Here is a 14,026-nt window from a genome sequence, read left to right on the forward strand (position 1 = left end):
AACCCGGGCCGGCCATGTCGCTCTCGGAAATCTGCATCCGCCGCCCGGTCTTCGCGACGGTGCTGAGCCTTGTCGTGGTGCTCGTCGGGTTCGTGTCCTACGAGCGGCTTTCGGTGCGCGAGTACCCCAATATCGATCCGCCGGTCGTCAGCGTCGATACGCGCTACCCCGGCGCCAGCGCGGAAATCGTCGAGACCAAGGTCACGAAGGTGATCGAGGACTCGCTCGCCGGCATCGAAGGCATCGACTTCATGACGTCGACCAGCCGCCAGGAGCGCAGCCAGGTCAACGTCAACTTCAACCTCGACCGGGACGCCGCCGACGCCGCAGCCGACGTGCGCGACCGCGTCAGCCGGGTGAGGCGGCAGCTGCCCGACGAGATCGACGAGCCGGTGATCCGCAAGGTCGAGGCCGACGCGCGCGCCACCGTCTACCTGTCGCTGTCGAGTTCCGGCAGTCACAGTTCGCTGGAGGTCTCCGAGATTGCCGAGAAGGTCGTCAAGGACCAGCTCCAGTCCCTGCCCGGCGTGGCCCAGATCGGGATCTACGGCGAGCGCGAATACGCGATGCGGATCTGGCTGGACAGCGCCCGGATGGCCGCCTACGGGGTCACGGTCCAGGACATCGAGGCGGCGCTTAGGAACCAGAACATCGAGATACCGGCGGGTCTCATAGAGAGCCGCGACCGCGAGTTCACCGTCCAGTCCGCCACCGACCTCCGCACACCGCAGGAATTCAACGACCTGGTCGTGCGTCAGACGGACGCGGGCTACCTCGTGCGCCTCTCCGATGTCGGACGCGCCGAGATCGGGCCCCTGAACGAGGACCGCACGGTCCGCTTCAACGGCAACACCGCCGTCACCATCGGCGTCGTCAAGCAGGCCACCGCGAACCCGCTCGACATATCGACCGCCGTCAACGCGGCCCTGCCGAGAGTGATAGAGTCGCTGCCGGACGGCATGACGCTGACGCCGTCATACGACCGCTCGCTGTTCATCGAGGAGTCGATCAGCAACGTCTACAAGTCGATCGGCGAAGCGATCATCCTCGTCGTCCTGATCATCTTCATATTCCTGCGTTCGCTTCGCGCCACCATCATTCCGCTGGTGGCGATCCCCGTGTCGCTGATCGGCACGTTCGCGCTGATGTACGCGTTCGGGTTCACGATCAACACGCTGACGCTGCTGGCGATGGTGCTGGCGATCGGCCTCGTCGTGGACGACGCCATCGTCATGCTGGAGAACATCCACCGCCACATCGAGGAGGGGATGGCGCCGGTTCCCGCCGCGATCAGGGGCGCGCGCGAGATCGGCTTCGCGATCGTCGCGATGACGCTGACGCTTGCCGCCGTCTACGTGCCGATCGGCTTCATGCAGGGGTCGACGGGGCGTCTGTTCACCGAATTCGCGCTCGCGCTGGCAGGCGCCGTGCTCGTGTCGGGCTTCGTGGCCCTGACCGCGACGCCGATGATGTGCTCGAAGCTGCTCAAGCACCAGACCCGGCACAACCTGCTCTACCGGATATTCGAGGGCGCTTTCAACGGGCTGACCGCCGGCTACCGGGCCCTGCTGCGCGGCGCCATGCACATGCGCCCGCTGATTATCCTGATCGGCATCGCGGTCGCGGGATCCAGCTATTTCCTGCTCAAGGAGATCAACTCCGAGCTCGCCCCCTACGAGGACCAGGGGACGATCATCAGCTTCTTCAGCGGCCCCGAAGGCGCGACCGTGGACTATACGGACCGGTATGCCCAGCAGATCGAGCAGGTCTTCTCCTCGGTCCCCGAGATCGAGCGCTACTTCGTGATCGTCGGTACGCCGCTGGCCAATCAGGGCTTGTCGTTCATCGGCCTGAAGCCCTGGGGGGAACGGACGCGTACCGCCCAGCAGATCGCCCAGGACATGACGCCGAGGATGGCGAAGGTCGCCGGCGTGCGCGCCTTTCCCTCCACACCGGCGCCGCTCGGCCAGAGCTTTCGCAGCTCCCCCGTGGAATTCGTCATCCAGACGTCCCGCACCTACGCCGAGCTGCAGGAACTCGTCGACGCCTTCCTGGCGCGGGCATCCGACAATCCCGGACTGGTCAACCTCGATTCAGACCTGAAGCTTTCGAAGCCGCAGCTCAAGGTCGACGTCGACCGGGACAAGGTGGCCGACGTCGGCATCGACCTGTCCGAACTCGGTAGGACGCTGGAGACCCTCCTCGGCGGCCGGCAGGTCACACGCTTCCGGCGTGGCGGCGACCAGTACGAAGTTGTCGTGCGGATCGCAGACGTCGAGCGGACGAACCCGGACGACCTGCGCCAGATCTACGTGCGCTCGAACCATGGCGACATGGTGCAGCTCTCCAACCTGGTCTCGGTCACGGAGACTGTGGCGCCGCGCGAACTCAACCATTTCAGCCAGCTCCGCTCGGCGACGATTTCGGCCAGCCTCGCACCGGGCTATACGCTTGGCCAGGCGCTGGACTTCATGCACGAGGTGGCCGACGAGGTTCTGCCGCTCGACGTGAGAACGGACTACTCCGGCCAGTCGCGCGAATTCCAGTCCTCAAACACCGGCATATACCTGACCTTCGGACTGGCGCTGGCCTTCATCTACCTCGTCCTGTCCGCACAGTTCGAGAGCTTCCGCAGCCCGTTCATCATCATGCTGACGGTGCCGTTGTCGATCACAGGCGGGCTGCTGGCGCTGTGGTACGACGGGTCGACGCTGAACATCTACAGCCAGGTCGGCCTGGTAACGCTGATCGGCCTGATCACCAAGCACGGCATCCTGATCGTCGAGTTCTCCAACCAGTTGCGGGCGGCGGGCCAGGACAAGGTCGAGGCGGTCATCAACGCCTCGGTGCTGCGGCTGAGACCGATCCTGATGACGACCGGCGCCATGGTGCTCGGTGCCGTCCCGCTCGCCATCGCAACGGGCGCAGGTGCGGAGAGCCGCCAGGATATCGGCCTCGTCATCGTCGGCGGCCTTCTGGTGGGCACGTTTTTCACCCTGTTCGTGATCCCGGTGGTCTACTCCTACCTTGCCGCAAGAAAGGTCAGAGTGGACCATGCCCCGACCATCGACATCCACGCCGTCCCCAAGACCGAATTGCCACACGCGGCAGAATGACGTTTGCGCCATGAAGGGCGTGTAGGACGGGTGTCTTGACACGCCCCCGTCGATCGGCCAGCTTCACGACGTCGCGCCACGGGGGCGCCGCCCGGTCCACGGACAGAGTCGAACTCACCCCGTTCAGCCAGAACAGCCATACGGCCTTTTTCCGACCCATCGGGTGGACCATGGGATGACGACGGAGAAAGCGCCATGCACGCTGCCAATCTTCATTCCGATCGACTCAATCTCGATTATCTCAGAAAAGCCGCGAAGGACCTGAAGCGCGCCATCGCTTCAGGCGAGACGGACGCGCGCGCCCGTTTCGAAGCGGTATTCCCCGGAAGCCGAGACCCGAAACTCGCCGACTGCCTGCACGTGATCGCCCGCGAGAACGGCTATGAGAGCTGGCCGAAGCTCAAGCTCGACGTCGAGCTGCGCCGCGCGGATCGGGACGAACTTGCCGCCCGTCTGGCGACTGCGCTGTACTACGGGCGACCAAGGCCGGTTGAGCGAATCCTCACGATCGCCCCGGACATCGCCGAGACCAACTTTCCATTGCAACTCGCCCTCTTCGAGGAGGACCGCGTTCGCGCGGTTCTCGACGCCGAGCCGGAGCGGGTGACGGTTGCCGAAAAGGCCGCCGAGGCGAGCCGCCTCGCTCTCGACCCGCTGACGCGGGTCTGCATCTCGCCCTACTTCCGCATCCGGCCGGATCTCGCCGACACCCAGTTGCGGATCGTGCGGCACCTGATCGACCTGGGGGCCGATCCGAATGTCCGGCACGAGTGGCCGGACGATCCGAAGGTAAAGCTGTCGGTCCTCTACGCGGCAATGTGCGTGGCCCGCAACCTGCCGCTCGCCGAGCTACTGCTGGAAGCCGGCGCCGATCCGAACGACAACGAGTGCGCCTATCACGCCTGCGAGTTCGAGACGCTGGAGGAAATGCGGCTGCTGCTGAAGCACGGCGTAACCTTCCCCGGTACCAATGCCCTCTTCCGGATGCTGGACTTCGACAAGCTCGAGGGGGTTGAGCTGCTGCTGCAAAACGGCGCGGATCCAAACGAACATCTGAATCACGGCGGCAACGCCTTGCGCCACGCGATCCGCAGGGGCCGCGACGGACGCTTCGCCGACCTGCTGATCCGCTACGGCGCCGATACCTCGCAACCGGACAAGGGTCGGTCGCCTTACGCGCTGGCGGCGGTGCACGGCAACTCGTCCATGATGGAGGCGCTGGCCCGCCACGGTCTGGAAACCGACCTGTCCCGTGAAGAAAGGTTTCTCGCCGCGGTCGTCTCGGGACGTCGCCGCGACGCGCTCGAACTGTGGGCACAGGACAAGGACATCGTGTCCCGGCTCTCGAAGGCCGAGCAGAGGCTGCACAACGGGTTTGCCGCGCAGAAGGGGCGCCTGGAGGCCCTCGAACTGATGAACGAGGTCGGCTTCGATCCCAACATGACCGACTTCGAGAAGATGACCCCGCTGCACATCGCCGCCTGGTTCGGACACAGCGACTATGTGCGCTTCTATCTGGGCCTCGATCCCGACATCGGGCACATCAACATGTACGGGGCAACAGCGCTGGGGAACGCGGTGCACGGTTCCGTCAACTGTCCCGCCCGAGATGAGGGCGACTACATCGAGACCGCACGGCTGCTCGTCGATGCTGGCTTCCCGATCCTCCCCGAGCGAGGCCATCTCGACATCGGGAGCGACGAGATCACCGCCTTCCTGGAGGAACGGCTCGCCGAGAACGGCGCGCTTCAGACGAGCGGGTGAAAGCAGGCCGCCTGACGGCCGGCCCCGCGTTCAGCGAGCAGCGGATCCTCCCTGCGGCAACGGTCGGTGACGCGCTGACAGCGCGGAGCAAACGGGCAGGCCCCCTCCGCGGGGGCCTGCGGCGGCTCAGTCGGCACGGATTTCGGCCTGCGCCGGAATGCCGGATCGGGTTTCGGCACCGCCGACAGCAACAGTGCCGTGTACGGGTGGGCCGGACTGGCGAAGACCTCCGCCGTGGGCCCCCGCTCGACCACGCGTCCCAGATACATCACCGCGACGTCGTCGGTGACGTGGCTGACGACGGTAAGGTCATGGCTGATGAACAGGAAGGTGACCCCGCGCTGCTCGCGCAGGTCCATCATCAGGTTCAGGATCTGCGCCTGGATCGAGACGTCGAGCGCCGAGACCGGCTCGTCGGCGACGATCAGCTCCGGCCGGGTCGCCAGTGCGCGGGCGATCGCGATGCGCTGGCGCTGCCCGCCGGAGAACTCGTGCGGATAGCGCTCGGCATGGGCAGGGGCAAGTCCGACGGCGTCGAGCGCGGCGGCGACCTCGCGGCGCCGTTCGGCGCGCGGCATCCCGGGAGCGAGCACGCTGAGCGGCTCGGCGACGATCCAGCCGACCTTGCGGCGCGGATCGAGCGAGGCGTAGGGATCCTGAAAGACGATCTGCATACGCCGCCTGAGCGCCCTTAGCCGGGCCGGAGACACAGCGAACAGGTCTTCGCCGTCGAGCCGCACCGTGCCGCCGGTTGGCCTGTCGAGGGCGAGGACGATGCGGGCGAGCGTCGACTTCCCGCAGCCGGATTCGCCGATCAGCCCGAGGCTGCGCCCCTTCGGGATCGCCAGAGACACGCCATGAACGGCGCGGAAGACCGGGTGCGGCCGGAACAGGCCGGGCCGCGGCAGCGCGTAGTCGCGCACGACGTTCTCGATGGCGACGAGGTCGGTCACCCAAGGCTCTCCATAGCCGATGCGAATCCGTCTCCGACATCGCGGCATGCATCACATGTGCCCGATTCAGAGGTCGGCACCCCCTCACCCTGCCGTCGGCCGACCTCTCCCCGCCGGGGGGAGGTGGGTGCAGGCGGAGACACATGAATTCCGCCGGCGCCGTCTCCCCCAGACCCACCGGACGGCTCGCGGATCGGTTTCATGCCGCGTGTTCCTCCCGGCCGGGGTAGAAGCAGCGCACCGTGTGGCCGGGTCCGAACGGGTCGGCTGCGGGCGTGTCGATCCGGCAGCGCTCTCGCGCCCGCGGACATCTGGGCGCGAACGGGCAGCCGACGCGCGGCGCGCGCGGATCGGGGACCTGGCCGGGGATGGTGGCGAGCCGGCGGCCGCCGCCGATCAGGCCCCTGGCCGGCATCGCGGCGAACAGGCCCCGGGTGTAGGGGTGGGCCATGTGGGCGAAGACCTCGGTCGTCGGCCCCTCCTCCACCACGGTGCCGGCGTACATCACCAGCATCCGGTCGGTGGTCTCGGCGATGACGCCCAGATCGTGGCTGATCATCAGCAGCGCCATCCCCTCTTCCGCCGTCACCTCGGCGATGAGGTCGAGAATCTGCGACTGGATCGTGACGTCGAGGGCGGTGGTCGGCTCGTCGGCGATCAGCAGGTCCGGCCCGCAGGCGAGCGCGATGGCGATGACGACGCGCTGGCGCTGGCCGCCGGACAGCTGGTGGGGATAGAGGGCCGGCGAAAAGCGGTTGCTCGGCAGCCCGACGCGCTCGAGCAAGGCGACGGCGCGCTCCAGCGCCTCGCCGGGGGGCAGACGGAAGTGCAGCCGCAGGCCCTCGGCGACCTGGTCGCCGATGGTGCGGACCGGATTGAGTGCGGACATCGGCTCCTGGAAGACCATGCCCATGCGCCGGCCGCGGATGCGGCTCATGGCGCCGTCGCCCAGCCCGGTCAGCTCGGCGCCGTCGAGCACGATCGATCCGGCGACGTCGGCCGAGACGGGCAGCAGCCCCATCGCGGCGAGCGCCGTCATCGACTTGCCGCAACCGGATTCGCCGACGATTCCGACGGATTCGCCCCGGCCGACGCGCAGGTCGACATGATGCAGCACCCGCGCGGCGCCGCCGGGCCCGTCGCCATGTGCCGGGGGGAACTCGACGACGAGGTCGCGGATGTCGAGCAGCACGCTCATCGCGCCCGCCTCAGCCTGGGATCGAGCACGTCGCGCAGTCCGTCGCCGAACAGGTTGAGGCCGAGCACGACGAAGACGATGGCGAGGCCGGGAAAGATGACCAGGTGCGGGGCGATCGCCGCCATCGTCTGGGCCTCGGCCAGCATCTTGCCCCAGGACGGCTGCGGCGGCTGGGTGCCAAGGCCGAGATAGCTGAGCGCCGCCTCGCCGAGAATGGCAAGCGCGAACTGGATGGTCGCCTGGACGATGAGCACGCTGGCGATGTTGGGCAGGACGTGTTCGACGGTGATGCGGGCCTCGCCCTTGCCCGCCGCGCGCGCCGCCATGACGTAGTCGCGCTGCCACACCGCCATGCCCGAACCGCGGGTGACGCGGGCGAAGACGGGAATGTTGAAGATGCCGATCGCGATGATGGAATTGACCGCGCCGGGACCGAACAGCGCGGTGATCATCACCGCCGACAGCAGGAACGGGAAGGCGAACGCGAAGTCGGAGAACCGCATGACGAGTTCGTCGATCCAGCCGCGCCGGGCAGCGGCGAGGGAGCCGAGCGGCACGCCGACGCCCATCCCGATGCCGACCGCGACGACGGCGACCAGCACGGAATTGTGGGTGCCCTTCATCAGCATCGACAGGACGTCGCGGCCGAACTGGTCGGTGCCCAGCCAGTGCTGCCAGGAGGGCGCCTGCAGGCGATCGGGAATGTCCATCGCGGTGTAGGACCACGGCGTCCAGAAGATCGCGACGATCGCCACGATCACGAAGACGGCGGTGATCGTCCCGCCGAGCAGGAAGGCGCCGGAGCGGACGCCCTTGACGAAGACTTCCCGCAGCGACGCCGCCTCAGCCACCGACGGCCCTCCTGAGGCGCGGATCGATCGCCAGATAGGCGAGATCGACGATGAAGTTGACGATCACCACGGCGCCCGCCAGCAGGACCACCAGCGACTGGACGACGATCAGGTCGCGCTGGGCGATCGCCTGGAACAGCAGCCGGCCGAGACCGGGCAGATAGAAGACGTTCTCGATGACGATCGTGCCGGCGAGCAGGAACGAGAACTGCAGGCCCATGATCGTCACCACCGGGATCAGCGCGTTGCGCACCGCGTGGCGGCGAAGCGCGGCGCCCCGGGTCAGGCCCTTGGCACGCGCCGTGCGGACGTGGTCCTCGCCGAGGACCTCCAGCACGGCGGAGCGCGTCACCCGCGTCAGGATCGCCGCCTGCGGCAGCGCCAATGCGACCGCCGGCAGCACGAGCGCGCCCAGCGCCGCGCTGGCGCCCTCGTCCCAGCCCGGGAAGCCGCCGGCGGGAAACCAGCCGAGCCGGATCGCGAAGAACAGGATGAGCAGCATCGCGAACCAGAAGTTCGGGATGGCGATGCCGATCTGGGCTGCGGTGGAGACGCCGATATCGGCCGGCCCGTTGTGCCGGGCCGCGGCGAGCACGCCGCACGGGATGGCGATGGCGGTCGACAGCACAATGGCGAACACCGCCAGCGGCAGGCTGACCATGACGCGCTGGCCGATCAGTTCGGAGACCGGCCGCGAATAGGTGTAGGAGGTGCCGAGGTCGCCGGTGAGAAGACCGCCAACCCAGCGGAGGTACTGCTGGAGGAGGGGCAGGTCGAGCCCGAGCTGGTGGCGCAGGGCGGCGAGCGTGTCCTCCTGGGCGCCGATGCCCAGGATGATCGTCGCCGGGTCCCCCGGCAGCACCGCCATCACCAGGAAGACGACGAGAGAGGTGGCGAACAGCGTCGCGACAAGGGCGGCGAGACGTTTGGCGATCAGCAGGCTCATGAGCGCAACGCTGACGCCCTTCTGGGTCCCGGATCAAGTCCGGGACGTCGCTGTGCATTGTTGGCACAGCCGCGCAACAGGAACTGGCCGATGCCCCGGACTTGATCCGGGGCCCAGAGCAAGGACTGCGAAGACTTTGTGGCGAGCCGATCGACCTCAAGGCCCCCCAAACGCAAAGGGGCCGCGTCCTTGCGCGGCCCCATCGCTATTGGTGCTCCGAAACCGTCCGAACGGATCACTCGGTCCACTTCACCTCGGTCAGGTCGTTAGCCTGGACCGGGCTGTTCTCCCACAGCCCTTCGAGCTTCGCGTCCCACACGCCGGTCTTGGCAAGCTCGAACAGGAAGCCGTTGACGGCGTCCTCGGCGAGGATCTTCTGGGCCTCGCCCATCAGCTCATAGCGCTTCTGCGTGTCGGTCTCGGCCGCCAGCTTGTCCATGACCTCGTTGAACTCGGGATTGTGGTAGTCGAAGTAGTAGTCGTCGCGGGCATAGATCCCTATGTCCATCGGTTCGGTATGCGACACGATGGTGAGGTCGTAATCCTTGCCCTTGAACGCCTGCTCCAGCCACTGCGCCCACTCCACCGGAATGAGCTCGAGCCTGATGCCGACCTTGCCGAGCTGGTCGGCCACGATCTCGCCACCGCGGCGCGCGTAGGTCGGAGGCGGAAGCTTCAGGGTCGCCTCGAAGCCATCCGGATAGCCGGCCTCAGCGAGCAATGCCTTCGCCTTCTCCAGGTCGTAGGGGTAGGTACCCGTCAGGTCGACATAGGCCGGGTGATGAGGGGCGAAATGACTGCCGATCGGCGTGCCCTGTCCGAACATCGCGCCGTCGATGATGGCCTGGCGGTCGATGGCGTGGGCCATCGCCTGACGGACCCTGATATCGTCGAACGGCTTCTTGCCGTTGTTGGTCGACAGGATGGTTTCACCCTCCGTCGAGCCGATCGCCACGGTAAAGCGCGGATCCGCCTCGAACTGCGGCACAGATTCCGGGGCCGGGAAGTTGGCAAAGGCGTCGACGTCGCCTGCCATCAGCGCTGCGACCGCGGCGGCAGGATCCGGAATGAACTTGAACGTCGCCTCTTCCAGGGCGACGGGCGTCCCCCAGTAATCGGGGTTCCTATCAAGCGTCACATGGTCGCCCGAGACCCATTCGACGAACTTGAAGGGGCCCGTCCCGACCGGACTGGACTTGTTCCCGTCGGCGGACTCGGGGGCGACGATGACGGCATCGCCCCAGCCCATGTTGAACAGGAACCCGCCTGTCGGGCGCTTCAGCGTCACGACGACGGTCGAGGGATCGGTCACCTCGACGCTTTCGATCGGCTCGAACAGCGCCTTCTGCGCGTTGGTCGAATCCTCGGCACCGGCGCGGTCCAGGCTGTACTTCACGTCCTCGGCAGTGAAGTCGCTGCCGTCGTGGAACTTGACGCCCTCGCGCAGCTTGAAGGTATAGGTCAGACCATCATCGGAGATCGTCCAGCTCTCGGCCAGCGCAGGCTTGACCTCGCCGTTACGGTCGATCCGCGTCAGGCCCTCGAAGACGTTGGCATAGACAATTTCGTCGATAGCCGCGGCGGCACCGCCGGTCGGATCGAGATGCGGCGGTTCGAGAACCACGCCCATCGTAAGGTCAGTCTTTGCGGCGCTGACCGGCCCCACAACTGCGGTCGCGGCGAAGGCCAATGCGGCCAACAAACCAATACGCTTCATCGTCACTCGTCTCCCTGGTGGTAGCTCACCTGCGCGCCGGAGAGTATCAGAAAGTCGCGCACGCGAAACCGGCCAGTCCACCCCGATCTTGCGTGTCCGGACGGGTCGCCTACGCCACCTCGCCGGTCATCAGCGCCCAGGCGGATGCGGCCATCACCTTGGCGGAGGCGACGAGATCGTCGATCGCGACGTATTCGTCCGGCTGATGCGCCAGATCGAGAATGCCGGGGCCGTAGGCAATGCAGTCGTGCAGATGGCCGAGACGGGCGATATGCTTCTGGTCGTAGGTGCCCGGCGAGATGACGTAGTCCGCGGCCCGGCCGAGTACCGCCTCGATTTCTCCGGCAACCGCCCGAACCACCGGCGCGTCCCGATCCGTCATCGTCGGCGGCACCGACCACATCTCCTTGAGATTGTACTGGAAATTGGGCCGGTCCCGTTTCAGCCGTTCGAGAAGGTCGACGATTTCCCCGCGCACCTCGTCGTAGCTCTCCTCGATCAGGTAGCGGCGGTCGACGACAACCCGGCAGGAGTCGGCGACGACGGCGGACGGCAGGCCGTCGAATCCCTCGGACAGGCCGCCATGGACAGAATTGATGTTCATCGTCGAGCGCCGTGCACCTTCCGGTGCAACCGGCATTTCGGTCCGCTTGCCGTCGAGATGCGGGTAGAGCTCGTGCTCGAACCGCTCCAGAACGGCGGACATGTGCCGGATAGCGCTGTCGCCCAGAAATGGCATCGAGCCGTGGGCGATCCGTCCGAACGTCTCGATCTGCCCCCACCAGACACCGCGATGACCGAGGCACACGCGGTCGACGTTGAGCGGTTCGGGAATGATGACGTGATCCACCCGAGGCCTGGAGAACAGCCCCTGCCGCGCCATGTAGGCGACGCCTCCATAGCCCCCGGTCTCCTCGTCCACGGTTCCGGAAATCTCCAGCGCGCCGGGGAAATCGGGCCGCGTCTCGACCAGCGCCTCGACGGCGATGATCGCCGCAGCTATTCCGCCCTTCATGTCGCAGGCGCCGCGTCCGTACACCTTGCCGTCCCGCACCACTCCGGCAAACGGAGCGACAGTCCAGCCCCGTCCCACCTCGACGACGTCGGTATGGCCGTTGAAATGGACGCATGGACCCGGCCTGCTCCCCTGCCGGCGGGCGATGACGTTCATGCGCGGGTAGCGATCCGAATCCCCGGGACTACCCTCGCCGCGCACGTACTGGACCTCGAAGCCGCGCGCTCCCAGGCGTTCGCCGATGAACCGGGCACAGTCGACATAGACGTCGCCGGGGGGATTTATCGTCGGGATCCGGATCAGGTCGGCCGTCAGTTCGACGAGCTCTTCGGTCCGGGATTCAATACGGGCAAACAGCTCGTCGCGCATGCCTATCCTCTTGCCGTTTTCAGAGGTCAGTTTTTCAACCCGACGCCGTCGCGGCAAGAGGACGGCAGCGCCTTCCATGCCTTATCGGAACCAAAATCGGCGCGCAGGATTCCGGATCGCAGATTTGTGAATGCTTCGCCCGGCCACTCGACCTATCCTTTACAGGAATGCGACACGGAGACCATTTCTTCGAAACGATGGCCGCGGCCGTACTTTTCGGTACCGTCGCACTCTCACCTTTTGCCGCCGGGGCGGATCCGACACCCTTTCGCTCGGTCCAGACGACCGCCGAAGAGCCGGTCGACCTGGAACTCGTCATCGCAGTCGACGTCTCGCTCAGCATGGACGTCGACGAGCAGGCGCTGCAAAGAGAGGGCTACGTCAAGGCTTTCCTCGACCCGATGGTGGTCAATGCGATCGAACAGGGCATTCACGGCAAGATCGCCGTGGCCTATGTCGAATGGGCCGGTTCGATCAGCCAGTATGTCGTCATCGACTGGGTCGCTGTCGACGGCAAGGACAGCGCCGCCGAGCTTTCGGCATTGCTCGCCGAGGCGCCGATCTCGCGGCTGAGGCGAACGTCGATCAGCGGGGCCCTGACCTATTCCGGCCAACTGTTCGACGACAACGGCTACCGGGGCATGCGCCGGGTCATCGACGTATCCGGCGACGGGCCGAACAACCAGGGCGGCCGCGTCGACACGGCGCGCGACGCGATCATCGCCGGCGGCGTCACCATAAACGGGCTGCCGTTCGTTCCCGATCCGACCAAGCCGCTGTCGCTGTTCGACCTGCCGGATCTGGACATCTACTACGAGGATTGCGTAATCGGCGGCGCCGGCTCGTTCTCCCTTCCGGTCTATTCCGCGCGGGAGTTCGCAGAGGCGATCCGCAACAAGCTGGTGCTCGAGATCGCCGGCACGAACGCGCCCGAAGAGACCGGGCCGGAGGAAACCGGGCCGAAACCCGTTCCTGCATCGGCGGCAGCGACGCGCATTCCCTGCGATGTCGGCGAACGCCAGTGGCAGATGTTCATGGACGGCGATACGCCCTGACCGCCTACATCGCAGCCAGACCGAGCCGCTCGAGCAGTTCCACCAGCATCTTTCCGCTGCGCTTGCGGTGCTCGCGGTGAATCCGCCGCGCCGCGTCCGCATCGCCCAAGCGGATCGCGGCGACGACGGCACGGTGATCGTCGTTCGACGCTGTCGGCAGCGGCCGCAGGGTCAGCGTGGCCATGCGGACGCGATGGGCCTGGTCGCGTATGGTCGCGACGATGTCCTGCAGCCGCCTGTTGCCCGACGAGATCACGAGGTGGTCGTGGAATGCCTGGTCGGCTATTGCCCAGGCTCTGAGGTCGCCACTCTCCAGCGCCGCGTCCATCGCCGCGACGGCGGCGTCGAAACCGGCCAGTTCGTCTTCCGACAGGTTCCGCCTTGCGGTGAGGCAAGCGGCAGTGGCCTCGAGGCTGGTCAGCACGTCGTAGATCTCGCGCATGTCCTCCGGCGACACCGGCTTGACCCGCATGCCGTGGCGTGGGCGTACTTCGACGAGCCCCTCCTCCTCCAGCTTGATCAGCGCTTCGCGGACCGGGGTGCGGCTCATCGCGAGCATGTCGGCGACTTCCGTTTCGAGCATCTGCACGCCGGGCCGGATCTCGTTTTCGAGGATCCGCCGGCGGATCTCGGCATAGGCCCGATCGCGCTGCGAGCCTTCGTCGAATGCGAATGCCCCCGTTGCGCCCTTGTCACGGCGAAGCGCCGAGCCTGCCTTCGCGGCACGAGCCATTGCATTTCCCAACCAGATTGTTGCCCCGAACCGTGTCTATGCCCCGCTGCGGGCCGGGAGGCAAGCGGCTGCGTGCCGCAATCGAGCATACCACCCGGGCGGACCCAGCATTTGTCCGGCAGGCAGGTCGTACGTATGCATTGTTCGCAGGCCCCTCATTCTCTAGGCTTCGTTGACGGAGTTGCCGATCCGTCCGATGACCCTGGCCGCAGGCTGCCCCGGTCGCCTCGAACCTACGGCCCATGGCAGGCACCTACTTGACGCACACCAGTCAGCATCACGATCATGGACAGATCAGCAGGGGGCATC

The 14,026-nt window shown here is 66.6% G+C and carries 10 protein-coding genes; 3 read left to right on the forward strand and 7 right to left on the reverse strand.

All coding sequences use genetic code 11. From position 1 onward, the window contains the following. Nucleotides 1-14: 14 nt before the first annotated feature. Nucleotides 15-3,116, forward strand: a complete 3,102-nt coding sequence (locus V3328_RS15310) for an efflux RND transporter permease subunit (RefSeq protein WP_340330555.1) — start codon at nt 15-17, stop codon at nt 3,114-3,116. Between the two features lie 195 nt (nt 3,117-3,311). Beyond that, on the forward strand, nt 3,312-4,880 hold the full coding sequence (locus V3328_RS15315) for an ankyrin repeat domain-containing protein (protein WP_340330556.1): 1,569 nt from the start codon (nt 3,312-3,314) through the stop codon (nt 4,878-4,880). On the opposite strand, the gene V3328_RS15320 is transcribed toward V3328_RS15315, so the two are convergent. The 6 genes from V3328_RS15320 to V3328_RS15345 form a co-directional block, all read right to left on the reverse strand. Continuing rightward, nucleotides 4,865-5,833: an ABC transporter ATP-binding protein gene (locus V3328_RS15320; protein WP_340330557.1), complete on the reverse strand. Its 969-nt coding sequence runs from the start codon at nt 5,831-5,833 to the stop codon at nt 4,865-4,867. The genes V3328_RS15315 and V3328_RS15320 overlap by 16 nt on opposite strands. 199 nt (nt 5,834-6,032) lie before the next feature. Further along, a complete protein-coding gene (locus V3328_RS15325) occupies nt 6,033-7,031 on the reverse strand; it encodes an ABC transporter ATP-binding protein (protein WP_340330558.1) in 999 nt (332 codons plus the stop codon). Next, entirely contained in the window at nt 7,028-7,906 is an 879-nt protein-coding gene (locus V3328_RS15330) for an ABC transporter permease (RefSeq protein ID WP_378759065.1), read from the reverse strand. Before V3328_RS15330 ends, V3328_RS15325 begins: the two co-directional genes overlap by 4 nt. Then, the gene (locus tag V3328_RS15335) at nt 7,875-8,828 is read right to left on the reverse strand and encodes an ABC transporter permease (RefSeq protein ID WP_340330560.1); all 954 of its coding nucleotides are present in this window, start codon (nt 8,826-8,828) and stop codon (nt 7,875-7,877) included. The genes V3328_RS15330 and V3328_RS15335 overlap by 32 nt, the downstream gene beginning before the upstream one ends. 235 nt (nt 8,829-9,063) lie before the next feature. Continuing rightward, the gene (locus V3328_RS15340) at nt 9,064-10,545 is read right to left on the reverse strand and encodes an ABC transporter substrate-binding protein (RefSeq protein ID WP_340330561.1); all 1,482 of its coding nucleotides are present in this window, start codon (nt 10,543-10,545) and stop codon (nt 9,064-9,066) included. A gap of 109 nt (nt 10,546-10,654) precedes the next feature. Then, the gene (locus V3328_RS15345; RefSeq protein WP_340330562.1) at nt 10,655-11,929 is read right to left on the reverse strand and encodes an acetylornithine deacetylase/succinyl-diaminopimelate desuccinylase family protein; all 1,275 of its coding nucleotides are present in this window, start codon (nt 11,927-11,929) and stop codon (nt 10,655-10,657) included. 197 nt (nt 11,930-12,126) lie between these two features. Between V3328_RS15345 and V3328_RS15350 the strand changes: the two genes are divergently transcribed. Beyond that, a complete protein-coding gene (locus tag V3328_RS15350; protein ID WP_340330563.1) occupies nt 12,127-12,984 on the forward strand; it encodes a DUF1194 domain-containing protein in 858 nt (285 codons plus the stop codon). Nucleotides 12,985-12,988: 4 nt separating this feature from the next. Here the strand turns inward: V3328_RS15350 and V3328_RS15355 are convergent, their stop codons facing one another. Further along, nucleotides 12,989-13,717, reverse strand: coding sequence for a GntR family transcriptional regulator (locus tag V3328_RS15355; RefSeq protein ID WP_340330564.1), 729 nt, complete (start codon nt 13,715-13,717; stop codon nt 12,989-12,991). Between the last annotated feature and the right edge of the window lie 309 nt (nt 13,718-14,026).

Origin of the sequence: Microbaculum marinum (genome assembly GCF_037855135.1) — a bacterium.
GTDB classification, from domain to species: domain Bacteria; phylum Pseudomonadota; class Alphaproteobacteria; order Rhizobiales; family Tepidamorphaceae; genus Microbaculum; species Microbaculum marinum.